A 26,499-nucleotide genomic window follows, 5' to 3' on the forward strand; every position below is an offset into this window, starting at 1 on the left:
ACAATTTGCAGATCTGGCGCCGGAAGGACTGAGTGCGATGTACACCTTGCAGATAGAGCACGAGATCAAGGATTTTGGCATGTGGAAAGCCTCATTCGACAGTGATCCGGTGAACCGAGTGGCGTCGGGGGTCACCGCGCACCGGGTCAGCCGCCCGGTGGACGATCCGAACTACGTGGTGGTCGAACTCGATTTCGAAAGCCGCGACCAGGCCGAAGCGCTGCTGGCGAACCTTCAGGCGAACGTCTGGAATTCCTCCACCGTTGCCCCCGCCCTCCTGGGTGCCCCGAAGACCCGGATCCTCGAGTCGGCGCCGTAAGCCCTCAGGCAGAAAGTTGCCCGGCGGGGGCGGCCCACGTGGAGCCCCGACGGCTAAGCCACCGCCAGCGCGTCCCGCACGGTGTCCGCGACGGCGGCGGCGCCCGCAGCGCCCATGATGATCGTGTAGTGGTTGACGTCCGGGACCTCGCGCACTGTCAGCGCCGGCAGCTTGTCGGCCCAGGCATCCAGATACCCGGGTGCGTACAGGCCGCCGGGTTCGTCCAGCAGGCCGCGGGGCGCCCGCAGCACCAGGGTCTCCACCGCGAGCTCGTCCAGGGCCTTGAGGAGTGAGGGACCACGGCGCAGTTCAGCGGTGTCGTCCGCCATCGCCTGGTAGCGGGTGGCCGGCCGAAGCACCGGTTCCTCGCCGGTGAGGTCGTAGTCGACGTAATCCTCCACCAGGGGGCTCCAGTCCGCGCTGAAGGCCGGATGCTGCTTCCAGTAGCTGCGGTAGGCCTCCCGGCTGGGGAAGACGGCGTTCAGCCGCTCGGCCGCGGGTCCCAGCACCGCCGCGACGATCTGCTCGTCACTGAGGTCGGCGGGCACCTGCAACGGCAGTCCGCCGTCAACCAGCACCAGGGACCGCACCCGCTGCGGGAACAGGTTCGCGAGCACCACGGACACGAAAGCACCCATCGAATGGCCAACCACAACCACCGGTCCCGTGCTCAGCGCGTCAAGCACAGCTGCGAGGTCCTCGGCGTGGGAGGGCATGCCGTAGGGCGCGGGAAGCGCGTTGCTGAGCCCTCGGCCCCGCAGGTCCGGGGCAATGATCCTGACGTCCGGCAGGGCTTCGGCCAGCTTCGGCCAGGCCTTGTGGGACGCCGTCACCCCGTGGACCGCGAGGATGGTCGGCGCGGCCGGGTCCTCGGGGCCCCAGAGGGCGGTATGCAGGGTTCCGCCACGGACCTGGACCTCCGTGGTCCGGTACGTGGAGTTGCCGGCCGGATTGTTGCCGGCTGTGTTACTGGCTGCCTGGTTCACGAGGCTGTCCCTTCCTGGGTAGGGGTGGTGCCGGTAGCGGTGCTTCGCGCCGTGGCCCCCGGTGCGGGGGCGAGTGCGCGTTCGATGAACTGCATCATTTCCTCAAAGACTTCCTCCGGGACGTCCGGCCGGGCGCCCTGCGCGGGTTCGGCGCCTTCCTCGTCCCACAGCACCCAGCGCATGCCGATCAGCTCGCCGATGCCCATCAGCGCCCAGGCCGCCACGGTGGGATCCATCTCCCGGACTTCGCCGCTGAGCTGCGCGGCTTTGAGCCCTTCGATGTAGCCGTTGACGATCCGGGTGTAGTGCAGGCGCAGGGCCCCGGGCGAGACGAACTCGGCCTGCCGGATGATCCGGTACAGCGCGGGGTGTTCCGCCGTGAACTTGAAGAAGGCCCGGAAGCCGGCCCGTTCGGCTTCAAGCCGGGTGCCGGCGGAGCGGGCGGCGTCGGTCATGGCGTGCCGGACCCGCCGGTTGAGGTCCTCGACCACCTCATCGAAAATGGTCTGTTTTCCCTCGAAGTACAGGTAGAAGGTGCCCAGGCCGACGCCGGCCTCCTCGGTGATTTTTACGATCGAGGCTTCGTGATAGCCCACGGAGGCAAACACCGTTTCGGCAGCCTGGAGTAGTTTGGCCCGGGTTCGGGTGCCCCTCGCGGTGCGCGGCACGGCGCTCACCTCCGGCTCCCGTCAAGGGGCAGGGACGCGGCCGAGCCGTCGGGGCGGGCAGCGGGCCCGCGCCCGTCGGGGCGTCCCGCCCGGCCATGCTCATCCAGCTGTTGCCGCAACCGGGCGCGCAATACCTTGTTCAGCGCCGTGCGCGGCAGCGCGGCCACGGTCTCGATCCGTCCGGGGACCTTGAACCGCGCCAGCCGGGCCCCGCAGTGTTCCAGGAGTTCCTGCTCATCCGTGGCCATCCCGGGGCGGATCACCACAAATGCCACGCCGGTTTCGCCCCAGCGTTCGTCCGCCACGCCGACGACGGCGGCCTGGGCCACCGCCGGATGGGCCAGCAGCGCCGCCTCGACCTCGGCCGGGGCCACGTTTTCGCCCCCGGAGATGTAGATGTCCTTGAGCCGGTCCACCACTTTGATGTAGCCCTCGGCGTCGCGCTCCACCAGGTCGCCGGTGCGCAGCCAGTCCCCGGCGAGGACGGCGGCGGTGGCGGCGGGATCGCGGAAGTAGCCCGCGAAGACCCCCGGTCCGCCCACCAGCAGCTCCCCGGAGGCGGCACCCTCCAGGATTTCCCCGGTGACTGGATCGGCCACCGCGACGGCGACGTGCGGATAGGGTTTGCCCGAGTATCCCACCATCCGCAGGGCATCCTCGTTGGCGAGGCAGAGCACGTTGGGCGATGCCTCGGTCAAGCCGTAGCCCTGGCTCAACGCCACTCCCCTGCGGTGCCAGATGCGCAGCAGTGCCGGCGGCATGGGTGCCCCGCCCACCACCGCGTGCCGGAGGCTGCCCAGCTCGGCGGTGGCGAAGTCGGGGTGCTCGGCGAGCATCAGGTACTGGGTGGGGACGCCCATGAGCATGGTGACCTTTCGCTCCGCGATCAGCTGCAGGACCCGGCCCGGTTCGAAGCCCCGTTCCAGGACCACCGTGGCGCCGGTCCACCAGGCCAGCAGGGGCTGGATATTCCAGCCGCCGACGTGGAACTGCGGCAGCACGGCCAGCACCACATCGGTGCTGCCCAGATCCATCGTCCGGGACAGCGAGAGGTTGGTCCAGAAGCAGTTGGCGTGGGTCAGTACGGCGGCCTTGCTGGCCCCCTCGGTGCCGGATGTGAAGATCATCAGGAGCGGGTCGTCGTCACGGACTTCCCGCGGCTGCTCAGGCCGGTGATCGTCAATCCCGCGATCGTCAAGCCGGCCGGTACCTGAAGCGGGCACCGTGGTGGCCAGCGCCCGGGACGGCGGAGGCACGGATTTTTCAACGCCGCCGGGACCCAGTGCGGCGGTCCGGGGCCGGTGCGGCAGCAGCGCGCACGCTCCTGCCGCGAGGGAATCCAGTTCGTCCTCGACGAGCATCACCTGAGGGTCGGCGAGTTCAAGCTGCGCGGCGAGTTCCCGGGGTGAGAGCCGCCAGGACAGGGGGACGAGGACCAGCCCCGCCTTGGCGCAGGCGAAGAAAACCACCACGTGATCCGAGCTGTTGCCGGTCAGGGTCGCGATCCGGTCCCCCGTCACGTAGCCGGCAGACGCCAGGCCGGCCGCCAGGTGGGTTGCCCGGCGTTCCAGCTCGCCGTAGCTCAGCGTGCAGCCGCGGTCATCGACGGCGATCCGATGCGGGGTGGCGTGGCTGCGGTCGGTGGTCCAGCGGCCCAGGGTGTGCAGTCCGTCAGCGGGTGTCATGCCGATTCCTCCAGGATCTCGCGGGACGTCTCTGTCCTGTCATGTGCCGTGCTGTCTTCCCCGGTGCGGGCTTCCCCGGCGCCCCGGAGCCGCTTGCGGCGCCGGGCCAGCCGCTGGGCGGTGCCTGTCAGGCCGCCCGGCAAGAACAGCACCACAAGGATGAACAGGGTGCCCAGGATGAACAAGGGTTCAGACAACGGTATCCGCAGGATGTCCGGCAGCGCGTCGATGGCGTCGGAATTCGCGAGGGTCGTGAGTCGCTGGTCCAGGATGGTATAGAAAACGCCGCCGATCACGGCGCCCCAGCGGGAGCCGACGCCGCCCAGGACCACCATAACGAGCAGGGTGATGGTCAGGTCGGCGGAGATGGCCCGCGGGACGGCTCCGCTCTGCAGGAGCAGGAACACCATGCCGATGATGCTGACCAGGACGGCTGAGACGACGAAGATCAGCAGCTTCACGAGGTACGGCTGCAGGCCCAGGACGCGGACGCGGAGTTCGTTCTCCCGGACCGCGGCGGCGACGTGGCCGGCCCGGGAGGACTGCACCCAGGTGACCACGATGAACACCGCCACAAGCACCGCCAACGCCAGCCAGTAGAGGTTGCGGGTGTTGGCTACGCCCACCAGGAAATCGGGCAGGTTGTCGGTGCGCAGCGAGAGGCCTTCGTCTCCGCCTGTGGTGCCGTCCGGGTTGCGCCCCACAATGACCGATCCGGCCTGGGCGAAGGCGAGGGTAACCATGGCAAAGGGGATGCCGCTGACCCGCAGGCTGATGCTGCCTACGACGTGGGCCAGCACGATCACAACCAGCAGGGTCAGCCCCATCGCGGGAAGCAACGGGATGTCCAGGTTCTGCAGGATGATCGCCAGCCCGTAGACGCCGGCGCCGAAGTACAGGGCATGGCCGAAGGAGAGGAGTCCGGCGACCCCGAGCAGCACGTGGTACGTCAGGGCCGCGGCGGCCATCAGCATGCACATGGCCAGCAACTGCAGGGATCCCGGGGTGTAGGTGGGCCCGGGCAGCACTCCGGGCAGGGACAGGTTGAGCAACGGCAGGAGGACCAGGAGCACGATTCCGGCGAGCCCGGCGGCGGCACCGACGACCTTCCGGCGGGTCCGGCGCGGCTTGCCGGGCGGGGCGGAGCGCTGTGCGGCCGCGGTCCGGCGGGGACCGGCCCCGGCCGTGCCGGGCGCGCCCGCGCCGGAGGCGTCCTGGCTGTTGGCCCCCGTGCTGTTGGTGCCGGCGGCGTCGGTATCGGTGGTCATGAGGTTCTCCCGAGCAGGCCGGAGGGACGGAACAGCAGCACAAGCGCCAGGGCCAGCACCACAACGAAGTCACCGGTGCCGCCCAAGTAGAAGTTGGCGAATTGCTGCAGGACGGCGACCGCGACGGAGGCGATGGCCGCGCCGGTCAGCGAGCCCAGTCCGCCGATCACGGTGACGATAAAGGCGAAGATCAGCAGGGAGCCGCCCAGCATCGGCGAGACGTAGCCGAAGTAGTGCGAGGCAAGGACCCCGCCCAGCCCCGCGGCGGCACCGCCGATGGTAAAGACCAGCGTGAAGGCCTTCCGCACGTCGATGCCGAGGGCCGTCACCATGGAGCGGTTCTCGACGCCGGCCCGGATGATCATGCCGTAGCGGGTGTTCTTCAGGAAGAACACCATCGCCAGCAGCACCAGGACGGCGGCGATGATGCAGACAAACCGATCGTTGGGAATGCGGGCACCCAGGATTTCGGTGGTGTCCTTGAACCAGGCAGGTCCTTGGATGAAGACCGGGTCAGTGCCCCAGATGCCATCGAACAATGCCACTGCCGCGAGTGACAGGCCCAGGGTGATCAGGAGCTGCTCGATGTGCCGCTGGTACAGCCGGCGGATGAGCACGAACTCGGTGAAGGCGGCGAAGGCGGCACCGGCCGCGGCGCCCACCAGCAGGGAGAGCAGGAAGATCCCCCAGTTGTCGGAGCCGGTGCGGCGGGCGACTTCCCAGCCGGCGAAGGCCCCGAGGGTCAGGAACGCGCCATGGGCAAAATTGAGCACACCCATCAGCCCGTAGATCAGGGACAGCCCGGCGGCCACGAGGAAGTACAGTGCTCCGAGGCCCAGACCGGTGAAGAGGAGCAGGACGACGGTGCTCACAGGGCGGCGCCTTTCCCGGCGGGGGCCGCCTCTGTTGTCACTGGAAATTTGCCGGTGTTTTCCCGGATTTCCGGTGCGGGGGCTTCGGCGGCGACGCCCAGCAGCCGCTGGGTCAGCTCGGCGTCGTCGAGGAATCCCAGGGCGCTGCCGGTGTGGACCACCCGGCCGCCGGAGAGGACCACCGAGCCTTCGGCGAGCTGGCGCACGACGTGCAGGTTTTGTTCGACCAACAGGATGGGGACGGTCTTCGCTGCTTCGGCGAGGGTCTCGGCGACTTCGGCCACGATTTTCGGGGCCAGGCCCTTGGTGGGTTCGTCGACGAGCAGGATCTTGTTGGTGTTCAGCAGTGCACGGGCCAGGGAAACCATCTGCTGCTGGCCGCCGGAGAGGGTCCCGGCCATCTGGGCGGACCGGGCAAGCAGGTCCGGGAAGAGGTCTTCGACCAGCTGGCGCCGGGGTGCGTCGTCGCGTTCGGCGAGCCGGAGGTTTTCCGCCACGGTGAGCTTGGAGAACACTTCGCGGTCCTCGGGTACGTAGCCCACACCGCTGCGGATGATCTTGAAGGTCGGATCCTTCTCGATCCGCACGCCGTCGAGCTCCACGGCCCCGGTGCGGTCGATCAGGCCGATGATGGCCTTGATGGTGCTGGTCTTTCCGACGCCGTTGCGGCCCAGCAGCGCGGTGATGCCGGTGGCCGGGACAGTGAAGGAGACATCCTCCACCACCTGCTGCCCGGCGATATGGGCGCTGAGGCCCTCGATCCTGAGGATGGGTCGGGTTTCCGCTGCGGCGGTCATACGGGTTCTCCCAAGTAGGCACTCTGTACGGTGGGGTCCGACATCACGGCCTCCGGGCTGTCCAAGGCGAGCAGGCTGCCGTGATGCATCACGGCCACCCGGTCCACGAGGCCCAGGACCACGTCCATGTGATGCTCCACCATCATCACGGTGCAGCCGCGGTCCCGGTGCATCCCCCGGATAATCGCGCTGAGGGACGGGACGTCCCCCGACGCCACCCCGGCCATCGGCTCGTCCAGAAGCACGACGGCGGGATTCGTCGCCAGCAGGACGGCGATCTCCACTTTGCGCTTCTCGCCGTGCGAGAGGTCCCCCGCCGCCGTCGTGAGCTGGCCGGTAAGGCCGACCTCCTCGATGGTGCTGCGGGCAGTCCGGGTGGCCTCATCGGAGGCGGAGGGAAAGCGCAGGAGGCTGTTGCTGCCGCCGAGTTTCGCCTGCGCGGCGAGCCGGACGTTTTCCAGCACGCTCAGGCGGGGAAACAGGTTGGAGGTCTGGAAGGTCCGGCCCAGCCCTGCCTTGGCTCGGCGGTGGATCGGCGCGGACGTCATCTCCCTGCCGTTCAGCGCGATGCTGCCCGTGGTGGGCCGCATGACACCGGAAATCAGGTTGAACAAGGTGGTCTTGCCGGCGCCGTTGGGGCCGATGACGCCGATCATCTCGCCGGTGCCGACCGTGAAGCTCACATCCTGGAGGATGCGGGCACCGCCGATCTGGAGACCGAGGCCGTCCACCGCGAGGGCGGGCAGGGCTGGGGAATTCATTCGGATCCTTTGTGACTCGCTGGGGCCGTGGGGATGGTGCGCGGCGCTGTGTCGTGTTCCGGTGTTAACCGGTGTCCGGTGGCACAGCGCCGCGAAGTGTTATTTCTTTTCCGGCGGGGCGACGGTGTCGCCCGGAACGACGTTGACGAGCTCGGGGCCCCAGCTGCCGCCTGTCTGGACGAGCTTCACCTGGTACATGTCCTGGATGAGGGCGTGGTCCGAGGCGCGGACGGTCTGCTTGCCCTTGGGGCCGTCGAAGCTGAAGCCCTCGAGTGCCTTGACCATGGCGTCGGCGTCGGAACCGCCCTCCTTGATGGCCTGGACGATCATCTGGCCGGCCACGAAGCCGTCAGGGGTGAAGAGGTCCGCCTTCTTGCCGGCTTTCTCGACCGAAGCGATCATCTTCTTCTCCACCTCGGTCCCCGAGGCGCCCGGGAAGTAGTGGTTCAGGAAGCTGATCTTGGAGGTCGCCTCGCCGTAGGCCCCGAAGGTTGCGGCGTCGCCAAGCCCGGTTACCACCGGCGCGGCGTCGAAGGCGCCCTGCTGGCTCAGGCTCTGCCACATAGTGCCGGTCGTGGCCCCTGCCCACGCCACGAAGACCATGTCGGGCTTGGCATCGATGAGCTGGCGGGCAAAGGGGGTCAGTTCCTGTCCTTCCGGAACGAGAACTTCCTCAACGGTGGCGCCCTTGGCTCCGAGGACGGCCTTGACCGCGGCAACGTTGCCCTGGCCGAAGGCATTGTCCTGCGCGAAGACAACCACCTTCTTGCCGTTGGTGTCGATGAAGGAGCCGGCGGTGGCGACATCCTGGAGGCTCTGGCGGCCCGAACGGAAGGTGTACTTGTTGATTCCCTGGATGGCGTCGGTGGCCGCCGGTCCGGAGATGTACAGGACCTTGTTCTGGGCGGCCTGTTCCGCGAGCTTGAGCGCAATGCCCGAGGCGACCGTCCCGCCGATGATCTTGTAGCCCTTGCCGATCATGTCCTTCGCGGCCGTCACGGCCTTGTCCGGATCCCCGCCGTCGTCGGCATAGGTGAGGTTGATCTTGGCCCCGTTAACGGCGCCGGTCCCGCCGGTGGCGTGGTCGATGCCCGCCTGCAGGCCTTCGTAGTAGGTGGCGCCGTAGGCTGCCAGCGGTCCGGTTTTGGAGTAGATGATGCCGACATTGACCGGCTCGGCGGCCGTGGTGCTGCCCGACTCGGCCGGCGCTGCGGTGCCGGCAGAGGGGGCACAGGCGCTGAGGGCGAGCCCGGTGGCCATGACGGCGGCCATCAGGAACTTCTTTGTATCCTTCACGGGATGCCTTTCTTGAGAATCCGCGGAATCTGAGCACAGGATCTGACTCGAACTGCACTGAACCTGAAAGGTGATTCAGATTACGGTAAATCTAAAGGCGCAGGTCAAGGCGTGTCAACGGATTTCCGGGGCGGCTTTGCAACGTTATGGCAACGTTAGGCCGCTGCCAACGCTCCATCAGATCAGGTGAGGGAGCATCCGACCGTCCATCAGATCAGGTGAGGGAGCATCCGACCGTCCATCAGATCAGGTGAGGGAGCATCCGACCGTCCATCAGATCAGGTGAGGGAGCATCCGACGCTCTATCGCACCAACCGAGGGAGCGAGCGTCAGGCAGGGACGGCAGCGTCTTCGTCCACACGCCGGCAGACCGAGATCATCAAGGGCGTGAAGTCTGTAGCGGACCCCAGCCGGAGCCCGGCGCTGTGCGTCAGCACGCCGTCGTCCACCCGGAAGGTGTGCCGGGACGTGCCGCGGTCGCTGCGCCGTTCCATGGTGAGCGTGCCCTCCAGCCAGCTGGCGCGCGCGGGTGCTTCCGGGGGCAGCCCCATGCTGTTGACGTGGTACCAGAGGGTGTCCGGACGGTCCGGGTCCATGGTGAAGACGCCGTGGCCCTCCGAGCGGGCGCCGTCGGCCTCCGTGTGCCGGTAGCTGTGCGTGACGGCCAGCCCGGCGGCGGCACGTGCGAAGGTCACTTCGACGGCGGCGACCCGCGCCGGGCCCCAGGGTGTGGCCTCCCACTGCGTGGTCCCGGTCCAGTGTCCCAGGAACGCCTCAAGCGCTTCGTGTGCACTGCCTGGCAGCGGCCGGTCCATTTCTTCCTTCCAGGGGCCTCCCGAGTGAGCCCGTCCCCATCATCACGCGGCGCCGCCTGCCGTGTCTAGCTGCGGACCCGGCAGTCCCGGGCCGCTGCTGTCCGCTGCGGGACCGGATCAGCGGCCGGGCGGCCGGGCGTCAGAGGCCGAAGGTCTCGGATTCCTCGAAGGGGCCCACCACGGTGACGGTCCGCGGGGCGGCCGCGAGTTCGCGGGCGAGCTCCTGGACTTCGGCCGCCGTCACGGCCTTGATCTGGCGCAAGGTTTCGTCGATGTCCTGATATTCGCCGGAGACCAGTTCGGCGCGGCCCAGCCGGGACATCCGGGAGCCGGTGTCCTCCAGCGCCAGCACGATGCCGCCGCACAGCTGCCCGACGGCCTTGCGGAGTTCCTCGTCCGAGATGCCGCCCTCGGCCAGCTTGTCGAGTTCGGCGCCGAGCAGCTCAAGAACCTGGCGGACCTTCGATGGCGTGCAGCCGGCGTACATGCCGAAGTAGCCGGCGTCGGCGTAGGAGGAGGCGAACGAGTAGGTCGAGTAGACCAGGCCGCGCTTTTCCCGGACTTCCTGGAACAGCCTGGAGGACATGCCGCCGCCGAGCACCGCGTTCAGCACGCTCATGACGAAGCGGCGGTCGTCGGTTGCGACGATCGTGGGACAACCCATGATGATGTTGGCCTGTTCCACGGGACGCTTGACGACGTGCAGTCCGGCGGTGCCGGTGATGTCGGCCCGGTCGGTGGAGCGGCGCTGTACCGGGGCGGCGTCGGGTTCGAGGCTCCAGCCGGCGGAGTGCAGGGCATCCACCACCAGCCCGCAGACAACGTCGTGGTCCAGTCCCCCGGCGGCGGTGATGACCAGCTCGTCCGGACGGTAGTAGCGGCGGTAGTGGTCCCAGACGGAGTCGCGGGCGACGGCGCGGATGGCGTCCGGGGTGCCGCCGATCGGCCGTCCCAGCGGGTGGGTTCCCAGCACTGCGGCGACGAAGTGTTCGTGGGCGACGTCGGTGGGGTCGTCGCTGTCCATCGCGATCTCCTCGAGGATGACGTCGCGTTCCTGTTCCATCTCCTGCGGATCCAGCACGGCGCCGGTGATCATGTCCGCGATGACGTCGATCGCCATGGGCAGGTCGGTGTCCAGCACGCGGGCGAAGTAGCAGGTGCTTTCCTTCGCTGTCGCGGCGTTGGATTCCCCACCCACTTCGTCGAAGGCCGAGGCGATCTCCAGCGCGGTGCGACGCCTGGTGCCCTTGAAGAGGAGGTGCTCCAGGAAGTGCGTGGAGCCGTGCTGGCCGGGAGCCTCATCGCGCGAGCCCACACCGACCCAGAAGCCGATGGTGGCCGAGCGCTGCCCCGGCATCGCCTCGGTCAGCACGCGGACGCCGCCGGGCAGGACCGAACGGCGCACCTCGGAACCGCCGTCGGCTCCGTGGATGAGGGTGTCAGCGTGCTGGTTCTGCTCAAGCGGCAGGGGGACGACAGTCATTAAGGCCTTTCAGTTAACACATGCCAAATCTGCCTGCAATCCTACCTGCCTTTAACGGCGGCGGGGCCGGTGGATGATCCACCGGCCCCGCTGCTTGAGTCAGGAAAGACTACTCTGCGGACTCCAGGGAGACCTCAGCGTTGTCGGCACTCTCGGCGCCAGCCTCGTCAGCCACAACGGGTGACAGGGAGAGCTTGCCGCGGTCGTCGATCTTGGTGATTTCCACCTGGATCTTCTGGCCGACGGAGACGACGTCGTCGACGTTGTCCACGCGCTTGCCACCGGCGATCTTGCGCAGCTCGGAGATGTGCAGGAGGCCGTCCTTGCCCGGAGTCAGGGAAACGAAGGCGCCGAAGGTGGTGGTCTTGACGACCGTACCCAGGTAACGCTCGCCGATTTCCGGGATCTGCGGGTTGGCGATGGCGTTGATCGCGGACCGTGCTGCGTCGGCAGACGGGCCGTTCGTGGCGCCGATGTAGACAGTTCCGTCGTCCTCGATCGAGATGTCGGCTCCGGTGTCTTCCTGGATCTGGTTGATCATCTTGCCCTTCGGGCCGATGACCTCGCCGATCTTGTCTACCGGGATCTTGACCGCGATGACGCGCGGCGCGAACTCGGAGAGCTCGTCCGGGGTGTCGATCGCGGAGTTCAGGACGTCCAGGATGTGCAGGCGGGCTTCGCGGGCCTGCTTCAGGGCGGCTGCCAGGACGGAGGCCGGGATGCCGTCGAGCTTCGTGTCCAGCTGGATGGCCGTGACGAACTCGGAGGTACCGGCGACCTTGAAGTCCATGTCGCCGAAGGCATCTTCGGCGCCGAGGATATCGGTCAGAGCGGCGTAGCGGGTCTGGCCGTCAACCTGGTCGGAGACCAGGCCCATGGCGATACCGGCAACAGCGGCCTTCAGCGGCACACCTGCGTTGAGCAGGGACAGCGTGGAGGCGCAAACGGAACCCATCGACGTCGAACCGTTGGAGCTGAGAGCCTCAGACACCTGGCGGATGGCGTAGGGGAATTCCTCGCGGGACGGCAGCACCGGCATGATGGCGCGCTCTGCGAGGGCGCCGTGGCCGATTTCGCGGCGCTTCGGGGAGCCGACGCGGCCGGTCTCGCCGGTGGAGTACGGCGGGAAGTTGTAGTTGTGCATGTAGCGCTTGCGCGTCACGGGCGACAGCGAGTCGATCTGCTGTTCCATCTTGAGCATGTTCAGCGTGGTGACACCCATGATCTGGGTTTCGCCGCGTTCGAAGATGGCCGAGCCGTGAACGCGGGGCAGGACCTCAACCTCGGCAGTGAGCTGGCGGATGTCCGTCAGGCCACGGCCGTCGATGCGAATCTGGTCCTTGAGGATGCGCTGGCGCACAACCTGCTTGGTGACGGAGCGGAAGGCTGCAGACAGCTCCTTCTCGCGGCCTTCGAACTGGCCGGCCAGGGAAGAGGTGACCTCGTCCTTGAGCTCGTCGGAAGCGGTGTCGCGTTCCTGCTTGTCGGCGATCTGGAAGACAGCGGCCAGCTTGTCGGCGGCAGCGGACTCCACAGCGGCGTAGACGTCGTCCTGGTAGTCCAGGAAGACCGGGAACTCGACGGTCGGCTTGGCGGCGCGGGCTGCCAGGTCGGACTGTGCTTCGCAGAGGGCCTTGATGAACGGCTTGGCGGCTTCGAGTCCCTCGGAGACAACCTCTTCGGTCGGGGCGGTGGCGCCCTGTTCCTTGATGAGGTTCCAGGAGTTGTCGGTGGCTTCGGCTTCAACCATCATGATGGCGACGTCATCGCCGGCGATGCGGCCGGCAACGACCATGTTGAAGACGGCGTTCTCAAGCTGCGAGTGCTTCGGGAACGCAACCCACTGCGAGCCGTGCTCGTCGGCAACGAGGGCAACGCGGACGCCGCCGATCGGGCCGGAGAAGGGCAGGCCGGAAAGCTGGGTGGACATCGAGGAAGCGTTGATCGCCACGACGTCGTAGAGCTCGTCCGGGTTGATGGACAGCACGGTGACGACGATCTGGACCTCGTTGCGCAGGCCCTTGACGAAGGCGGGGCGCAGCGGGCGGTCCATCAGACGGCAGGCCAGGATGGCTTCCGTGGAGGGACGGCCTTCGCGGCGAAAGAACGAGCCCGGGATGCGGCCGGCGGCGTACATGCGCTCTTCGACGTCGACGGTCAGCGGGAAGAAGTCGAAGCCTTCACGCGGGTGCTTGCCGGCGGTGGTGGCGGACAGCAGCGCGGTCTCTTCGTCGATGTAGACCATTGCTGCGCCGGCTGCCTGCTTGGCAAGGCGGCCGGTTTCGAAGCGGATTACACGCTTGCCGAAGCGGCCATTGTCAATGACTGCTTCTGAGAACTGGATTTCGGGACCCTCCATAGAGAGTCACCTCCGTTTCATGGTTCACGGAGTCCAGCCGCATCAACCCAGCCCAGCATCTGTCTACTGGCCTGCACTGCACCCGGTCATCGATCGAGACCCACGGGCTAAGGCTTCATTCCTTGAAGCCGTTCCCGGGGATCACTACCGAAGACCGCGAATGCGTGATGCGGTTGATCCTCCTGTTGAGTTTTTGTTTGAAGAAGGCGGCCCTTTCCGGTCCGGAAGGGGCCGCCCCTTAGAGCTGACTAGCGGCGCAGGCCGAGGCGCTCGATGAGCTGACGGTAGCGGGTGATGTCAGTGTTCTTGAGGTAGGTCAGCATGCGCTTGCGACGACCAACCATGGCCAGCAGACCGCGCTGGGTGTGGTAATCGTGCTTGTGCACCTTCATGTGCTCAGTGAGATCCTTGATCCGCTGAGTCAGGACTGCAACCTGGACCTCCGGCGAACCGGTGTCGCCCTCGGACGTTGCGAAATCCTTGATGATGGACTGCTTTACAGCGGCTTCAAGTGCCACGATAACTCCTAGAGATGTGCCGTGAGGCCCGAATCAGTAACTCACTGCCGGGGGTGCCGCGCCGGATCCGCTCTCCAAAGAAGAGCCTTCCCGTACACAACAAGAGCCAGCCGCCACGGACTGCAGCCGGATCCAACGTTTAGTTTACCGGCACGCCGCTAATCTTGTCGAAACGGGCGGTCCCGCTACTGCCCGGAAGGGACCTCTGCCAGCCGTTCCCTGATGGCCGCCATGCCGCGGTACAACTCTGTGAAGGACGTGCTGAGCGGGGACAGCCCGATCCGGATGCCCTGCGGCGCCCGGAAGTCCGGAATGACATCCTGGTCCCACAGCGCAGCGGTCATCTCCCGGAAGGCCGGGTGGTCCACCGTGATGTGGCTGCCGCGCAGTTCCGGATCCCGCGGCGTCGACAGCTCGACGCCGGCCGGGGCGAGCCATGCGTCGTGGAGTTCGACGGCGAACGCGGTCAGCAAGCGGGACTTCTCCCGGACCGCGGCCATGCCGACCTCCTCGAGCAGGTCCAGGGTGCCGCGCATGGCAAGCATCCCGAAGATCGCCGGGGTGCCGCTGAGGAACCCTCGGATCCCGGCGGCAGCCTCATAGCCGGGCCCCATTTCGAAGGCGTCCTTGCGTCCCATCCAGCCCCAGATGGGCTGCTGCAGCCCCGGCAGGTGGCGGGCGTTGACGTAGGCGAAAGCGGGCGAGCCCGGTCCCCCGTTGAGGTACTTGTAAGTGCAGCCGGCGGCAAAGTCGACGTCGGCGGCGTCCAGGGAGATCTCCACCGAACCGGCGGAGTGGCACAGGTCCCACACCACCAGCGCGCCGGCGTCGTGCACGGCCGCGGTGATCCCCGGCAGGTCCGCGAGGAACCCCGAGCGGTAGGCGATCTGGCTCAGGACCACGACGGCGGTGGCCGGACCGGTGGCGGCCCGCACCTGCTCGACGGTCACGCCGGAGGCGGGGTCGGCGTCGATCCAGCGCAGCGTGAGACCCTCTTCGCGGGCGATGCCCTCGACGAGGTAGCGGTCGGTGGGGAAATTGTCCGTGTCCAGCACGATTTCGGTGCGGTCCGGGTCCGTGACGGCGGCCAGCGCGGCCCGGATCATCTTGTAGAGCACCACGGTGGTGGAATCGGCGATGATCGTCTGCCCGGGCGCGGCGCCGAGGACGGCGCGGCCGAGCTGGTCACCGATCGCTTGCGGGAGTTCCAGCCATTCCTCGTCCCAGCCGCGGATCAGCCGGCCGCCCCAGCTGCCCTCGATGAAGCTGCTGATGTCCGTGACTGTGCGCTTGAGCGGGCGGCCCAGGGAGTTGCCGTCCAGGTAGGACAGCTCCGTGTCCGTGCCGATGAAGTGCTCCCGGTAGGCGCCGAGCGGGTCGGCGGCGTCCAGTTCCCGGGCACGCTGCAGGAGTGCTGTGTTGTTGCCGGGGGTGGCCTGCGTTTCGGCCCCCGCGGTTTCCGGCTGGAGGGCGCTCACTGGCCGATCTCCGTCCGGACGGCGAACAGCTCGGGGAAGAAGGTCAGTTCCAAGGCCTTTTGCAGGAACGCCGCGCCGCTGGAGCCGCCGGTCCCGGACTTCATGCCGATGGTGCGCTGCACCGTGCGCAAATGCCGGAAGCGCCAGAGCTGGAAGTTGTCCTCGAGGTCCACGAGTTCCTCGCAGGCCTCGTAGGCGCCCCAGTTGTCCGCCGCGTTCTCGTAGATGTACTTGAACACCGGGACCAGTTCGGCGCAGAATTCGTGGGCCTGGGTGACGTCCCGTTCCAGCAGCGACGCGGGGACGTCGAAGCCCTGGCGCTTGAGGTAGGCGAGGAAGTCGTCGTAGATGCTCGGGGATTCGAGGAGCTCCAGCAGCATCGCGTGGGCCTCGGGGTCGGATTCGAAGACCGGCAGCATTTTGCGGTTCTTGTTGCCGAGCAGGAACTCGACCGCGCGGTACTGGCTCGACTGGAAACCGGAGGAGTTGCCTAGGAAACCGCGGAACTGCGAGTACTCGGTGGGGGTAAGGGTGGCCAGCACGGACCACTGCTCGGTCAGGGTCTTCTGAATGTGCTTGACCCGGGCGATCGCCTTCAGCGCCGAGCCGAGATCGTCGGAGCGGAGCCAGGCGGCGGCGCTGCGGAGCTCGTGCAGGACCAGCTTGAGCCACAGCTCCGTGGTCTGGTGCTGGATGATGAACAGCATCTCGTCGTGGTGCTCCGGGGTGCTGACCGGCTGCTGGGCGCTCAGGAGCGTCGGCAGCTGCAGGTAGGACGCGTAGCTCATCCGGGAACTGAAGTCCCGGACGATTTCCTTGTCGAGTTCCCTCGTATTCTTCTCAAGTGTCACAGTCTTGCCTTCCTTGCCAAATGGCTGTGAGTCTCAGTGCCGACCGGCCGGCGAACCGCCGGAACCGCTCCGAATTTCTCGGCGGTCCTCCCGGCGGTTGCGCAGCTGTCCAGCCCAGTATTTTGCGCGGTTCTTTAGCGCAGTTTCCTAGCGGGCAAACAGGATGTTGTGGGCCTGGACCACGTCCAGGCGCATCTGGTCCACCAAGGCCTCAGGGCCACGGTACGCCACCATCCCCCGCAGCCGGGCGACGAATTCCACCACAACTGTCTGGCCGTACAGATCGAAGTCCTCGACAGCTTCTTCCGGGCGGTCGATGACATGCGCTTCGACCTGCCGGCTGACGCCGTAGAACGTGGGGTTGGAACCTACGGAGATCGCGGCGGGCCAGCGCGTCCCGGCCTGGTCCACGAGCCAGCCGGCGTAAATGCCGTCCGCCGGAATGTAGCCGCTGGCGTCGGCGGCGAGGTTGGCGGTTGGGAAGCCGAGGTCGCGGCCACGTGCTGCGCCGTGGACCACCTCGCCGCGCATCCTATGCGCCCGGCCCAGGACGGCGGCGGCCGTGGCGACGTCGCCCTCCCGCAAAGCCTCGCGAACCCAGGTGGAGGAACAGCGGCGGTCCGTGCCGCCGTCGTCGTGCACGTCACCGTGCAGCGGGAAGCCTTCCGAGCCGAACTCGCTGATGACCAGCACCTCGAAGCCGAGCTTCCTGCCAAGCTCCTGCATGGTGTCCAGGTCCCCGGAGTTGCCCCGGCCGAACCGGGCGTCGTGGCCGATCACCACGTGGCTTGCCTTGAGGCTGCCGACCAGGATGTCGGCGACAAATTCTTCGGGAGTGAGGCTGGCAAGCTCGAGGGAGTACTTCATCACCAGCACGGCGTCGAGGCCCAGCTCGCCGAGCGCCACCAGCTTGTCCTCCAGGCCCATGATCAGTTCGGGGGCGGATTCGGGGCGGTGGACCTGCGCCGGATGCGGGTCGAAGGTGATGGCGACGGCCTTGGCGTGGTTCAGGCGGGCGACGCGGATGAGCTGCGAGAGCACCTGCTGGTGGCCGCGGTGGACGCCGTCGAAGTTGCCGAAGGTAACGACGGAAGGACCAAAGTCCGCCGGGACTTCGGACGGATCGTTCCAGATGTGGACCATCAACCTCGCCTTTTGCTTCCTGCCATGTGCTTCTCCGGAGAAACCTGCCGGCTCCGGAACTCTCCTAGATTACCCGCAAACGCGGCAGGCCTCCGACGGCGTTCCCGGCCCCTGGGCGGCGTCCTTTCGCGTTCAGGATGCCCGGACTACGATGCAAGGGCAACAGTCCGGCGGCGCCTGCGCTGGCGCCGGTTCCAGCGAAACCCGCACCGACATGCGGCTGAAGGAGTACCCATGACCGAGCTCCACGACATCCTGCGGCAGATTCCGGTAGACCAGATTGCCGGCCTGCTCGGCACCGACCAGCAGACCGCCCAGGCCGCAGTGGAGGCCGCCGTGCCCACGCTGCTGGCCGGCATGCAGGTCAACGCGCAGGCCTCCGACGGCGCCGCCTCGCTGGAGTCAGCGCTCGGCCAGCACCAGGACGGGCTGCTGGAGGGCGGGGTCGATGTCTCGCAGGTAAACACGGCGGACGGTGAAAAGATCGTGAGCCACGTCTTCGGCGGGCGGCAGGACCAGGTGGCCAGCCAGCTGGCCGGGACGTCCCCACTCGGCGGCGTCAGTGGCGATCTGATGAAGAAGCTGCTGCCGATCCTGGCCCCGATCGTGATGTCTTACCTTGCGAACAAGATCCTCGGCGGCCGCGGGCAGTCGGCTGAAGCGGGCGGATCCGGCGGCGCCGACGGGTCGGGTGCGCCGGGCGGCTCGGGCGGTCCGGGCGGCATTGACCTTGGCGGAATTCTGGGCGGGATCCTTGGCGGTGCCGGTGGCGCCGGCGGGCTGGGCGATCTGCTGGGCGGGATCCTTGGCGGCGGCCAGCCGTCGTCTCAGGCAGCCGTGCCGGAAACCGGACAGGACTCTCCGCTGGAACCGCAGGCCTTCCCGCCGGGCCAACCCGCCGGCGGTGCGCCGCGCCCCGGTGAGCTAATCGACGTCGACTTCCCCGGGAGCCAGCCGGTCGAGCGCAACAACGAGGAAGACGGGCGCGACGGATCTGGCGGACGCGGCGGGCTCGGCGGGATCCTGGGCGGCCTGTTCGGCAAGAAGTAGGCCGCGCAGCTCGGCGCGGTGGCCGGGCGGCCCACCCAGATCACGGATGTTCCCTACACCGTTGTGTCGGATCCGGCCCGGTAGTTGCGCCAGTGCAGCAGCACGGCGGCGAGGATCAACGGCACGTGGATGCCAGGGAGGTTCCTCGCCAACCACCGCGGCAGATAAATGTCGGTGACAGAGCCCGTCTCGTCGCCCAGGTCCTTGGCCACGGCGGTCAGCGGGCAATGAAATCCGTTGGCGGCAAAGACCAAGGTCTCCGCCGCCACGACGCCGGCGGCCAGACCTACTTTCCTGTCGGTGCGGCCGCGGGCGCCGGCATATAGGACGTAGACCATGCAGGCCTCGATGGTGAACCACGCAAAGGTATGGATTGTTTTCACGGCCCCGAGCAGGGAAGCACGATCAGCCTCCCGCAGCCCACGCGGAACCTTGAGTCCAGCCATGCGTCCAGCCATGCGTCCAGCCATGGGTCCAGCGTAAGCACGTTCCGTCGTCGTGCCGTCAGAGGCCTTCGGCCCGCCCGGCCCGCCCGGCCGTGGCGGTCAGCTGCGCGAGCCAGGCGTCAAGCTGCCGGGGATGACGGAAGAGGATCGCCGGCGGCATGCCGGGGTCGGCCTGGAGTCCCCGCATGACCCGCCGTTTCCTGGTGAACGACCGGAAATGCCAGCGGATAATCGAGTCTTCGACGAAGAGCCGGGCCAGGGTTTCATGATTGCCGTCGCAGACGGGTTCGCGGGTCAAGGCCCGCCGCAGCGATCGGCGTATCAGCCTGGCCAGCGAGAGCCAGCGCGGATAATCCAGGCCGACGACGAGCTCCGCCCGCGGCACTACAACGTCCCGCCAGACACCGTAGGCGCTGTCCAGCACCCAGCGATCCTGGGCCGCAATCCCGGCGGCGATGTCCCGCTGCTCCTCCACAGTGCGCTGCTGCCACCCGGGCAGCCAGCCAATGTCATCGTCCGCCGAGAATTCAGGCAGCCCCGTGGCCCTGGCGTATGCGCGGGCAGCGGACGATTTGCCGCTGCCCGTCACCCCGTAGAAGAGGACCCGCGAGGGCGCAGCTGGGGGCATGTCCGGGGGTGAAGCTTGGGGTGTATGCGGCGGTGAAGCCGGGCGCGCGGGGGCCTTTGCACTTCTGTCACCCGCGGATGAGTTCATAGGTCGTCCCCTCTGGATTGGCGCCGTTGCAGCCAGGACCGCATCGCACGTTCGGCGATACGCTAGCACCTCCCGGGCCGCGGGGTGCGCCGGTGTGCGACACTGTTCCGATGCCAGAGTTCACGGTCCTTGCCGGCACTCCAGTTTCCGACTCCGAGGTGCTGGCGCTGTACGAGTCCGTGGGCTGGACCGCCTATACCCGCGAACCCGAAGTACTCGCCTGCGCCATCCGGGGCTCTTCCTTCGTTGTCACTGCCCGGACTGCCGGCGGCGGGCTGGTCGGGCTGGCCCGCGCGGTCTCCGACGACGCGACCATCTGCTACCTGCAGGACATCCTGGTGGATCCGGGCTTCCAGAAATCAGGTGCCGGCCGCGCGCTGCTCGAGGCCGTGCAAAAACGCTATGAGCACGTCCGGCAGCTGGTGCTGATCACCGACAACGAACCCGGACAGCGCGCCTTTTACGAGGCACTCGGCTTCACGGAAGGATCGGATTTTCGTCCCGAACGGTTGAGGGTCTTTGCGCAGTTCCGCTAATTGCGCAGTTGCCTTACTTGCGCAATTTCCCTCAAATGCGCGGTGGCGTCAGACTTCAGCCCCAACCGTGCAGACAAGTTGCCACGGGAGGTCTTCCGGAAATGACTGGTCGAAGGACACCAGCCAGCCCTGATCGTCCATTTCCGCCACAGGCCATTCGTGCCGGGCAATGAATTCGTGCCAGTCCGGGAACGGGTCAGGAGGCAGGTCCGGCTCGGGGCCCACGTCTTTGAGCGGGCCGGGGTCCGGGGAAATGCTTCGGTTCGGTCCGTCATCTATGCGGAAAATGTGGCCTGGCCAGAGGGGTGGTTCCCAGTCCTGGAGTTCGCTGGGATAGTGCCGTCCTGACGGTGAAATCCAGCCCGGCGGATGGTCCTTGCTGGCGCCGGTGGGTGTCCAGGCGGAGGTGTGTTTGAGGCCGTGGTGTTTGCGGCAGGGCTGGCCGAGGTTGGAGATCCCGGTGGTGCCTCCGCCGGCCCAGGCCAGCAGGTGGTCTGCCTCGTTGTCGAGGGAGGGGTTGTTGCAGCCCGGGAAGGGACATTTTCCGTCGCGGAGCCGGAGCCATTGCCGCAGGGACCTCGGGATGCGGTAGCTGGTCCGGCCGATTTCCAGCGGCGCCCCGTCCCGCGGGTCTATCAGAACCCGGTGGAACGAGTCGGCGCCGTCGGCGATCAGGCGTCTGGCCATGGACGGCGGGATCGGCCCGTACCCGTCCAGCATCGCCGGTTCATCCGTGAGGCCCAGGAGGGACATCACCGGGACGGTGACCAGGACCTGCGCCCGCGGGACCTGCACACCCCCGCAGATCCCCGGGCCGGCCAGGCCGCCGGCACTGGCGCCGTCCACCGCGCCGGCGAACCCCTCCCCGGCCGGGGTTCTTGTCCCGCCGGCCGGGGTTACTGTCACGCTGTCGGCCAGTCCGCTGCTCAGAAGCAGGCCGGCCGCGACGTCGGCGCGGAGCTGGGCCAATGTCCGGGACTCGCCCGGGCCCTGCAGCGCCCGGGCCCCGGCAGTGGTCCTTTCCCAGATCCCCGCGGCGGTGTCGGCCGGGAGGTAGGCGTTGAGCCAGGCCATGCCGTCCCGGTCCGGAACGAACTCCACCCGCCGGTCCGCGGCACACTTCGTATGGCGTTTCTCGATGCTCACCCGGTGGTGGCGTTCGCGCCAGGTGCGTGCCTTCACCCGGAACCTGCCCGGCACAAGGCCCCCGGCCGGGCACCCCCGGGCCGGATCCGGGACATCGGGGTCCAGGAAATGCGCCTCCAGCCCCGCAGCGCCCGCCGGATCAAGACTCGAGGTTTCGTCCACCATGATCCGGGCGTGCTGCCAGGAAATCGTCCCCGCCTGCAGGGCCTCCAGGGTCAGCGGCAGCGCCGTCGTCAATACCTGAGCGTCAGACAGAAGTGCGGAGGCAGACCGCTCGCTGACCGTCAGGACACACGCGACCTCCGCGACCACAGCCATCTCCCGGGCAGTACATTCCTGCGGAGACGCCGCCGGTGCCACCAACGCCGCAGCGGCCGCCGCGTACTCCGCGGCCAGCCGCACCTTCACCGCCGCAGCCCGGGCCTCCAGCCGCCCGACCTCCGCGAACCCGTCCAGACAGGCATCCGCCATATCCCGCAACCGATCAGCCCCCGGCTGATCATCGACATCCACACCCACGCCAGCAAGAGCAGCCAACGCAGCAGCAGACGTGGCAACGGCCTCCGCCGCCTCCCTGAGTTCAACACTCAACGCCGTCCTGTTGTCCACACTCAAATCATCCCGCGAGGCTACGACAATTTTCACCGATCGGGCCGTCACTTGATCTCAGGCAGGCAGCATCCCGCGAAGACAGGCACCGCGCCCGGCCCGCGGGGTCACACTTCGGCCGGGGTGAGCAGTGCCGTGGGAAACTGAGGGCATGGACAGCCCTGTTGCCCCGACCTCCAGCCCGGCACTCCCCCACAAGGAGCGGCCCGACGACTCGCAGCCCGGCGCCGCACCAACCCACGAGCTTCCCTTCGAGCTGCGCCGTCCCCTCGGTCCCCGCGATCCCGGTGATGCCTGGGTTGAAGGCGACCGCGGCCGGTTCTGGGGGCGCTTCGGCTCGGCAGGTCTCCTCGTCCACGACCCCGCCAAGGGCATCCTGCTGCAGCACCGTGCCCTGTGGAGCGATCAGGGCGGCACCTGGGGACTCCCCGGCGGGGCCCTCCATCAGGGCGAAGAAGCAGTCCACGGCGCCCTGCGCGAGGCAAAGGAAGAAGCCGCCGTTCCGCCGGAGAGCGTCCGGGTGCTGTTCACGTCGGTGTTCGACGTCGGCTACTGGACCTACACGACCGTTGCAGTCGACGTTGTGGAGCCGTTCGAACCGGAGATCAGCGACCCGGAAAGCCTGGAGCTGCAGTGGGTGCCGGTCGAGCTTGTCGGCGACAAGGAGCTGCATCCGGGCTTCGGCGCGGCGTGGCCGGGCCTGCGCCGCAGACTCTTGGGACTCGACGCCGGGACGGACTGAGCCCGCGACGCCGGCCCGGGCGGCAGTAGCGATCAGCAGTATTCCGCTCTGGAACCGTCCGTTCTAGGGTTCGGGTATGACTACCGAAAATCACACCCCACCTCCTGTTCGGCAGCTGCGTCTCGTCGTTGAGACGGAGGATTACGACGCCGCCCTGGCCTTTTACCGAGACGTTCTCGGACTCGTGGAACGCGAGACGGTCCCCAGCGAGGGCGAAGCACGCATCACGATCCTGGATGCGGGCCGCGCCACCGTGGAACTCTCCAACCCGGCGCAGGTCAAATACATTGACCAGGTGGAAGCCGACGGTCAGCCGAGCGCCAGGATCCGGGTGGCCTTCGAAGTTGACGACGCGGAAGCGGCGACGCGGGACCTCGTGGAGGCCGGCGGCACCCTCATCGCGGAGCCGCGGGAAACACCGTGGCGCTCCCTGAACTCACGGCTGAACGGCCCTGCCGGGCTCCAAATCACGCTGTTCCAGGAACTGGACCGGCCCGCGGACTAATGCGTTCAGGTCCGCTTCGGCGCCGGACGGCGGCGGTACAGCCAGATCAGGCCCAGGACCGGCAGCAGCAGCGGGATAAATGCGTATCCGCGGCCAAACAGGGACCAGACAGTCTCATGCGGGAAGTTGACCGAGTCGAACACGCTGAGCGCCCCGACCACCAGCACACCCACCAGTTCCACGAGCACTGCCGCGACGGAGACTTTGAACCAGGTGCGGCCGGACTTCGCGAGGGACACTGTCGCCACGACGTAGACGACGGCGGCGAACGCCGACAGCACGTAGGCCAGCGGGGCCTCGGAGAACTTGGTGAGGATCTGGTAACCCGCCCGGGCCGTCGCCGAGATCGCGAAGACGGCGTAGACGGCAATCAGCAGACGGCCGGGACCGGTGTTACGGGTGTCGCGCGCCACCGGTGCCGCCGAAGCATCGCCGGCCGCGGTGGATTTCGAGGCGACGGCTTCCTGCGGAACAGCGCCCGGCGTCGTTCCGATGTCCTCGTGCGAAGGTTTCGCCGTCACGTTCTTTGCCTCTTCCATGTCAGTACCAAATCTGATTCATTCGGGCCGCCATCACCAAGGCGGTGACGCCGACGGCGGCCAGCACGAAGTTGCTCCAGCGGGTGCGTTCCAGGATGGCCCAGTAGACCGCCGCGACCGGCAGCAGGAGGGCCGTCAGCAGGTATCCCCAGAACTCCCAGGGCTCCCCCGCGATCGGCTCGCCGGCCGCGACCCGCACGATCGAACCGACCAGGTACACCAGCAGGGACAGTTCGACGGCGGCCACCGAGAGGATCGTTGTGTCGTTCGGCGCCTTTTTGAGGATGCCGGCGGTCAGGCAGATGACCGTGGAAACCAGCCCAACCACCATGATGATGTAGAAATACGCGTCCACTACTGCCCTGCCTGCCGTTCCGCCGTCGGCGGCTGCGGGGCCCGCTTCTCATTGTCCGGCGCGAAGACCAGCACCGGCTTGGCGTAGCTGCCGGCGTCGGCCAGCAGCGCTACCAGCGTCCCGTCCGGCGCGAAGCCGGCGGCCGGGCTCTCCGGCGTGGCTGCGGCGGGCGTTCCGGCGGCCGCACCTGCGGCGATTCTGCGGCCGAAGGAAATCTCGGTGGTTTCCTCGTCCGTGAGTTCGCGGTTGGGCATAAGTGCCCGGGCGGCCTGCGACATTTCCAGCACGTCCAGCTCTTCGGCGAGCTGTTCGAGAGTGTGGGCCTGGTCCAGAGTGTAGGGGCCCACCTGGGTCCGGCGCAGCGCCGTCAGGTGACCGCCGACGCCGAGCGCCTCGCCCAGGTCGCGGGCCAGCGCCCGGATGTACGTGCCGGAGGAGCACTCCACGGTGACATCCACATCAAGGACATCCACGTCCAGTGCCTCGCCGCCGCGCGCCGGACGGAGCCCGTGGACCTCGAAGCGGTGGATGGTGACGGGACGCGCGGCCAGCTTGACTTCTTCGCCGGAGCGGACCCGCGCGTAGGCGCGTTCGCCGTTGACCTTGATGGCGCTGACGCTGCTGGGAACCTGTTCGATCTCCCCGGTTAACGCGGCGACGCCGGCGCGGACCGCTTCCTCGGTGACCGAGGCGGCGCTGCGGGTGGCGGTGACCTCACCCTCGGCGTCGTCGGTGACAGTTGATTCGCCCAGCCGGATGGTGGCCGTATAGGTCTTGGAGGTGCCCACGATATAGGTGAGCAGCCGGGTGGCCTTGTTGATACCGACCACCAGGACGCCCGTGGCCATGGGGTCCAGCGTTCCGGCGTGGCCCACCTTTCGGGTACCGGCGATCCGCCGCATCCGTCCAACCACATCGTGGCTGGTCCAGCCTTGCGGCTTGTCCACTATTACCAGTCCAGAAAGCACGCTTCCCAGTATATCTGCGCCGGAGCTGCCCCCGGCGCGGGAGCTGCACGCGACGGCTAGGATGGCAGAATGCCCGAGCTAGCCGCCCACGTCCGCGATGTTCCCATCAACCAGATCCGCGAGATCACCGAGGCCGCCTGGGGAACTCCCGGCGCGATCGTCCTGAGCATCGGGGAACCGGGTTTCGCCGTGCCCCGCCATATCCTCGACGCCGGGATGGCCTGCCTGGACCGCGACGAAACCAACTACACCCCCAATGCCGGCATCCCGGCCCTGCGCGAGGCGTTCGCGGCCAGGTTCCGCGAACACAACGCGACGCCGGTTGGGGCGGACCGGGTATACGTCGTCGACGGCGCCCAGCAGGGCCTGCATTTCGCGATGAGCCTGCTGCTCTCCCCCGGCGATGAGATCCTGATCCCCAATCCGGGCTACCCCACCTTCGCGATGACGTCCAGCCTGCTGCACGCCGTCCCCATCCAGTACCCGCTGTACCCCGAACACGACTTCCAGCCCCGGATCGCGGACATCGAGGAGCTCATCACGCCGCGGACCAAGGTGCTGATCCTCAACTCGCCGTCGAATCCGCTGGGTGCCGTCCTGGGCGAGGAGCTGACCCGCAGCCTCGTGGAACTGGCTGTCCGCCACGACCTGTGGATCATCTCCGACGAATGCTACGAGGCGTTCACCTACGACGTACCGCATGTGAGCCCGGCACGCTTCGACAGCGATGTCGCCGGCGAAGCCCGCGTGTTCACCTCGCTCACGCTCTCCAAAACCTACGGCCTGACCGGGTTGCGCATCGGCGCCCTGATCTGCCCGCCCGGCCTGGAGCAGCAAATGAACAACGTGATGGAGGCGATCGTCTCCTGCGTGGCCTCCCCCTCGCAGTACGCGGCGCTGGCCGCACTGACAGGCCCGCAGGACTACGTCAGCCACGCCCACGCGCACTACCGGGCCAACCGGGACGCCGCCTCGGCGGTGTTGGAGGCCAAGGCGATCCCGTTCCTCACCGCGCAAGGGGCCTTCTACCTCTGGGCCGATGTGTCCCACGTCAGCGGCGGGGATGTGCGCTCCTGGGTCCGGCGCTTCCTGGCCGATTCCGGGGTGTCCTTTGCCCCGGGCACCGCGTTCGGCTCGATCGGCGAGGGCTGGATCCGGATTGCGCTGTGTGGCAGTCAGGCTGAACTGGTGGAAGGCCTCGGCCGGCTCCCGGCCCGGCTGGGCTGAGGGCAGCGCCAGCGGGTCCCTGTCCCCTACCGCCGGGGGCGGGCAGCGCCTACCCTGAGCGCAACGCATGCTTTCCGCGCGCGTCCCCGGACGTCCGTCCCGGGTTGGTGGTTCCGTGCCTGGTGTATCCGGGCCCGGTGAGGGAGGTTCACATGTGGTGGCAGGACTTGTTATGGGGCATCTGGAACGGGCTCACGGCGTGGATTGTGCTGATCGTCCACGTCTTCGGGCAGTGGAGCGAGTTTCCGTTCTACAATTCGGCCCGTGCCGGGAACTGGTACGACTTCGGCTTCCTGCTGGGGGTCGGCTCGCCTTTCCTGGGCGGTCTGGGAGCCCAGGGAGCGCGGAGCAGGCGTCGCTGA

At 67.7% G+C, this 26,499-nt stretch carries 28 protein-coding genes; 7 read left to right on the forward strand and 21 right to left on the reverse strand.

Going from position 1 to position 26,499, the window contains the following annotated elements:
- Positions 1-37: 37 nt before the first annotated feature.
- Complete coding sequence (locus tag ASE96_RS15620; protein WP_056432440.1) at positions 38-319, forward strand: hypothetical protein; 282 nt, start codon at positions 38-40, stop codon at positions 317-319.
- A 53-nt stretch (positions 320-372) separates the two neighbouring features.
- Here ASE96_RS15620 and ASE96_RS15625 read toward each other — a convergent pair whose 3' ends face one another.
- The 15 genes from ASE96_RS15625 to ASE96_RS15695 all read right to left on the reverse strand — a co-directional run bounded on the left by ASE96_RS15625 (position 373) and on the right by ASE96_RS15695 (position 17,299).
- Positions 373-1,305 carry an alpha/beta hydrolase gene (locus ASE96_RS15625; RefSeq protein ID WP_082492794.1) on the reverse strand — a complete coding sequence of 311 codons (933 nt, stop codon included), beginning with the start codon at positions 1,303-1,305 and terminating at the stop codon, positions 373-375.
- Positions 1,302-1,982 carry a TetR/AcrR family transcriptional regulator gene (locus ASE96_RS15630; RefSeq protein WP_056432443.1) on the reverse strand — a complete coding sequence of 227 codons (681 nt, stop codon included), beginning with the start codon at positions 1,980-1,982 and terminating at the stop codon, positions 1,302-1,304. The genes ASE96_RS15625 and ASE96_RS15630 overlap by 4 nt, the downstream gene beginning before the upstream one ends.
- Positions 1,979-3,658: a class I adenylate-forming enzyme family protein gene (locus ASE96_RS15635; protein WP_082492795.1), complete on the reverse strand. Its 1,680-nt coding sequence runs from the start codon at positions 3,656-3,658 to the stop codon at positions 1,979-1,981. Before ASE96_RS15635 ends, ASE96_RS15630 begins: the two co-directional genes overlap by 4 nt.
- On the reverse strand, positions 3,655-4,926 hold the full coding sequence (locus ASE96_RS15640) for a branched-chain amino acid ABC transporter permease (RefSeq protein WP_056432446.1): 1,272 nt from the start codon (positions 4,924-4,926) through the stop codon (positions 3,655-3,657). The genes ASE96_RS15635 and ASE96_RS15640 overlap by 4 nt, the downstream gene beginning before the upstream one ends.
- Positions 4,923-5,798, reverse strand: coding sequence for a branched-chain amino acid ABC transporter permease (locus ASE96_RS15645; protein ID WP_056432449.1), 876 nt, complete (start codon positions 5,796-5,798; stop codon positions 4,923-4,925). The genes ASE96_RS15640 and ASE96_RS15645 overlap by 4 nt, the downstream gene beginning before the upstream one ends.
- Positions 5,795-6,595: an ABC transporter ATP-binding protein gene (locus ASE96_RS15650; RefSeq protein ID WP_056432452.1), complete on the reverse strand. Its 801-nt coding sequence runs from the start codon at positions 6,593-6,595 to the stop codon at positions 5,795-5,797. Before ASE96_RS15650 ends, ASE96_RS15645 begins: the two co-directional genes overlap by 4 nt.
- Positions 6,592-7,356: an ABC transporter ATP-binding protein gene (locus tag ASE96_RS15655; RefSeq protein ID WP_056432455.1), complete on the reverse strand. Its 765-nt coding sequence runs from the start codon at positions 7,354-7,356 to the stop codon at positions 6,592-6,594. The genes ASE96_RS15650 and ASE96_RS15655 overlap by 4 nt, the downstream gene beginning before the upstream one ends.
- A 99-nt stretch (positions 7,357-7,455) precedes the next feature.
- Positions 7,456-8,652, reverse strand: a complete 1,197-nt coding sequence (locus ASE96_RS15660) for a substrate-binding domain-containing protein (protein ID WP_056432458.1) — start codon at positions 8,650-8,652, stop codon at positions 7,456-7,458.
- 329 nt (positions 8,653-8,981) lie between these two features.
- Positions 8,982-9,467 (reverse strand): DUF1579 family protein, encoded by a 486-nt coding sequence (locus ASE96_RS15665; RefSeq protein ID WP_056432461.1) that lies wholly within the window; start codon positions 9,465-9,467, stop codon positions 8,982-8,984.
- Positions 9,468-9,606: 139 nt separating this feature from the next.
- Positions 9,607-10,950, reverse strand: coding sequence for a M16 family metallopeptidase (locus tag ASE96_RS15670; protein WP_056432463.1), 1,344 nt, complete (start codon positions 10,948-10,950; stop codon positions 9,607-9,609).
- A 109-nt stretch (positions 10,951-11,059) separates the two neighbouring features.
- Positions 11,060-13,309, reverse strand: coding sequence for a polyribonucleotide nucleotidyltransferase (locus ASE96_RS15675; protein WP_056432466.1), 2,250 nt, complete (start codon positions 13,307-13,309; stop codon positions 11,060-11,062).
- A 248-nt stretch (positions 13,310-13,557) separates the two neighbouring features.
- A complete protein-coding gene (rpsO, locus tag ASE96_RS15680; RefSeq protein ID WP_056432468.1) occupies positions 13,558-13,827 on the reverse strand; it encodes a 30S ribosomal protein S15 in 270 nt (89 codons plus the stop codon).
- A gap of 185 nt (positions 13,828-14,012) precedes the next feature.
- The gene (locus ASE96_RS15685) at positions 14,013-15,236 is read right to left on the reverse strand and encodes a kynureninase (RefSeq protein ID WP_056432843.1); all 1,224 of its coding nucleotides are present in this window, start codon (positions 15,234-15,236) and stop codon (positions 14,013-14,015) included.
- Between the two features lie 65 nt (positions 15,237-15,301).
- Complete coding sequence (gene kynA / locus ASE96_RS15690; RefSeq protein ID WP_056432471.1) at positions 15,302-16,156, reverse strand: tryptophan 2,3-dioxygenase; 855 nt, start codon at positions 16,154-16,156, stop codon at positions 15,302-15,304.
- Between the two features lie 147 nt (positions 16,157-16,303).
- Positions 16,304-17,299 carry a bifunctional riboflavin kinase/FAD synthetase gene (locus tag ASE96_RS15695; protein WP_056432475.1) on the reverse strand — a complete coding sequence of 332 codons (996 nt, stop codon included), beginning with the start codon at positions 17,297-17,299 and terminating at the stop codon, positions 16,304-16,306.
- Positions 17,300-17,533: 234 nt separating this feature from the next.
- Between ASE96_RS15695 and ASE96_RS15700 the strand changes: the two genes are divergently transcribed.
- On the forward strand, positions 17,534-18,349 hold the full coding sequence (locus tag ASE96_RS15700; protein WP_056432478.1) for a DUF937 domain-containing protein: 816 nt from the start codon (positions 17,534-17,536) through the stop codon (positions 18,347-18,349).
- 53 nt (positions 18,350-18,402) lie between these two features.
- On the opposite strand, the gene ASE96_RS15705 is transcribed toward ASE96_RS15700, so the two are convergent.
- Both ASE96_RS15705 and ASE96_RS15710 read right to left on the reverse strand, forming a co-directional pair.
- Positions 18,403-18,732 carry a hypothetical protein gene (locus ASE96_RS15705; RefSeq protein WP_235500293.1) on the reverse strand — a complete coding sequence of 110 codons (330 nt, stop codon included), beginning with the start codon at positions 18,730-18,732 and terminating at the stop codon, positions 18,403-18,405.
- 121 nt (positions 18,733-18,853) lie between these two features.
- Entirely contained in the window at positions 18,854-19,423 is a 570-nt protein-coding gene (locus ASE96_RS15710; protein WP_056432484.1) for an adenylate kinase, read from the reverse strand.
- A 197-nt stretch (positions 19,424-19,620) separates the two neighbouring features.
- Between ASE96_RS15710 and ASE96_RS15715 the strand changes: the two genes are divergently transcribed.
- Positions 19,621-20,046 (forward strand): GNAT family N-acetyltransferase, encoded by a 426-nt coding sequence (locus ASE96_RS15715; protein WP_056432487.1) that lies wholly within the window; start codon positions 19,621-19,623, stop codon positions 20,044-20,046.
- A gap of 48 nt (positions 20,047-20,094) precedes the next feature.
- Here the strand turns inward: ASE96_RS15715 and ASE96_RS15720 are convergent, their stop codons facing one another.
- Complete coding sequence (locus ASE96_RS15720) at positions 20,095-21,663, reverse strand: HNH endonuclease signature motif containing protein (protein ID WP_156367636.1); 1,569 nt, start codon at positions 21,661-21,663, stop codon at positions 20,095-20,097.
- A gap of 289 nt (positions 21,664-21,952) precedes the next feature.
- Between ASE96_RS15720 and ASE96_RS15725 the strand changes: the two genes are divergently transcribed.
- Both ASE96_RS15725 and ASE96_RS15730 read left to right on the forward strand, forming a co-directional pair.
- On the forward strand, positions 21,953-22,543 hold the full coding sequence (locus ASE96_RS15725; protein ID WP_082492797.1) for an NUDIX domain-containing protein: 591 nt from the start codon (positions 21,953-21,955) through the stop codon (positions 22,541-22,543).
- Between the two features lie 76 nt (positions 22,544-22,619).
- Entirely contained in the window at positions 22,620-23,048 is a 429-nt protein-coding gene (locus tag ASE96_RS15730; RefSeq protein WP_056432490.1) for a VOC family protein, read from the forward strand.
- A gap of 5 nt (positions 23,049-23,053) precedes the next feature.
- Here the strand turns inward: ASE96_RS15730 and ASE96_RS15735 are convergent, their stop codons facing one another.
- The 3 genes from ASE96_RS15735 to truB are packed head-to-tail and all read right to left on the reverse strand — an operon-like array spanning position 23,054 to position 24,910.
- Positions 23,054-23,587, reverse strand: coding sequence for a hypothetical protein (locus tag ASE96_RS15735; protein WP_235500297.1), 534 nt, complete (start codon positions 23,585-23,587; stop codon positions 23,054-23,056).
- A 1-nt stretch (position 23,588) separates the two neighbouring features.
- Complete coding sequence (locus ASE96_RS15740) at positions 23,589-23,942, reverse strand: hypothetical protein (RefSeq protein WP_056432493.1); 354 nt, start codon at positions 23,940-23,942, stop codon at positions 23,589-23,591.
- The gene (truB, locus tag ASE96_RS15745; RefSeq protein ID WP_082492798.1) at positions 23,942-24,910 is read right to left on the reverse strand and encodes a tRNA pseudouridine(55) synthase TruB; all 969 of its coding nucleotides are present in this window, start codon (positions 24,908-24,910) and stop codon (positions 23,942-23,944) included. Before truB ends, ASE96_RS15740 begins: the two co-directional genes overlap by 1 nt.
- A gap of 69 nt (positions 24,911-24,979) precedes the next feature.
- On the opposite strand from truB, the gene ASE96_RS15750 reads away from it, so the two are divergent.
- Together ASE96_RS15750 and ASE96_RS15755 are read left to right on the forward strand one after the other, a co-directional pair.
- Positions 24,980-26,137 (forward strand): pyridoxal phosphate-dependent aminotransferase, encoded by a 1,158-nt coding sequence (locus ASE96_RS15750; RefSeq protein ID WP_056432498.1) that lies wholly within the window; start codon positions 24,980-24,982, stop codon positions 26,135-26,137.
- Positions 26,138-26,289: 152 nt separating this feature from the next.
- Complete coding sequence (locus tag ASE96_RS15755; protein ID WP_056432501.1) at positions 26,290-26,499, forward strand: hypothetical protein; 210 nt, start codon at positions 26,290-26,292, stop codon at positions 26,497-26,499.

It is taken from the genome of Arthrobacter sp. Leaf69, from assembly GCF_001422645.1.
Taxonomy (GTDB): domain Bacteria; phylum Actinomycetota; class Actinomycetes; order Actinomycetales; family Micrococcaceae; genus Arthrobacter.

What these genes read in the sequence shown, in the direction of transcription:
- ASE96_RS15650 (WP_056432452.1), bottom strand. Translation starts at nt 6,595, where the DNA reads ATGACCGCCGCAGCGGAAACCCGACCCATCCTCAGGATCGAGGGCCTC.
- ASE96_RS15710 (WP_056432484.1), bottom strand. Translation starts at nt 19,423, where the DNA reads ATGCCCCCAGCTGCGCCCTCGCGGGTCCTCTTCTACGGGGTGACGGGC.
- ASE96_RS15725 (WP_082492797.1), top strand. Translation starts at nt 21,953, where the DNA reads ATGGACAGCCCTGTTGCCCCGACCTCCAGCCCGGCACTCCCCCACAAG.
- ASE96_RS15755 (WP_056432501.1), top strand. Translation starts at nt 26,290, where the DNA reads ATGTGGTGGCAGGACTTGTTATGGGGCATCTGGAACGGGCTCACGGCG.
- ASE96_RS15735 (WP_235500297.1), bottom strand. Translation starts at nt 23,587, where the DNA reads ATGGAAGAGGCAAAGAACGTGACGGCGAAACCTTCGCACGAGGACATC.
- ASE96_RS15665 (WP_056432461.1), bottom strand. Translation starts at nt 9,467, where the DNA reads ATGGACCGGCCGCTGCCAGGCAGTGCACACGAAGCGCTTGAGGCGTTC.
- ASE96_RS15750 (WP_056432498.1), top strand. Translation starts at nt 24,980, where the DNA reads ATGCCCGAGCTAGCCGCCCACGTCCGCGATGTTCCCATCAACCAGATC.
- ASE96_RS15635 (WP_082492795.1), bottom strand. Translation starts at nt 3,658, where the DNA reads ATGACACCCGCTGACGGACTGCACACCCTGGGCCGCTGGACCACCGAC.
- ASE96_RS15675 (WP_056432466.1), bottom strand. Translation starts at nt 13,309, where the DNA reads ATGGAGGGTCCCGAAATCCAGTTCTCAGAAGCAGTCATTGACAATGGC.
- ASE96_RS15700 (WP_056432478.1), top strand. Translation starts at nt 17,534, where the DNA reads ATGACCGAGCTCCACGACATCCTGCGGCAGATTCCGGTAGACCAGATT.
- ASE96_RS15620 (WP_056432440.1), top strand. Translation starts at nt 38, where the DNA reads ATGTACACCTTGCAGATAGAGCACGAGATCAAGGATTTTGGCATGTGG.
- ASE96_RS15670 (WP_056432463.1), bottom strand. Translation starts at nt 10,950, where the DNA reads ATGACTGTCGTCCCCCTGCCGCTTGAGCAGAACCAGCACGCTGACACC.
- ASE96_RS15715 (WP_056432487.1), top strand. Translation starts at nt 19,621, where the DNA reads ATGCCAGAGTTCACGGTCCTTGCCGGCACTCCAGTTTCCGACTCCGAG.
- ASE96_RS15695 (WP_056432475.1), bottom strand. Translation starts at nt 17,299, where the DNA reads ATGGTCCACATCTGGAACGATCCGTCCGAAGTCCCGGCGGACTTTGGT.
- ASE96_RS15640 (WP_056432446.1), bottom strand. Translation starts at nt 4,926, where the DNA reads ATGACCACCGATACCGACGCCGCCGGCACCAACAGCACGGGGGCCAAC.
- ASE96_RS15720 (WP_156367636.1), bottom strand. Translation starts at nt 21,663, where the DNA reads ATGGCGGATGCCTGTCTGGACGGGTTCGCGGAGGTCGGGCGGCTGGAG.
- ASE96_RS15655 (WP_056432455.1), bottom strand. Translation starts at nt 7,356, where the DNA reads ATGAATTCCCCAGCCCTGCCCGCCCTCGCGGTGGACGGCCTCGGTCTC.
- ASE96_RS15730 (WP_056432490.1), top strand. Translation starts at nt 22,620, where the DNA reads ATGACTACCGAAAATCACACCCCACCTCCTGTTCGGCAGCTGCGTCTC.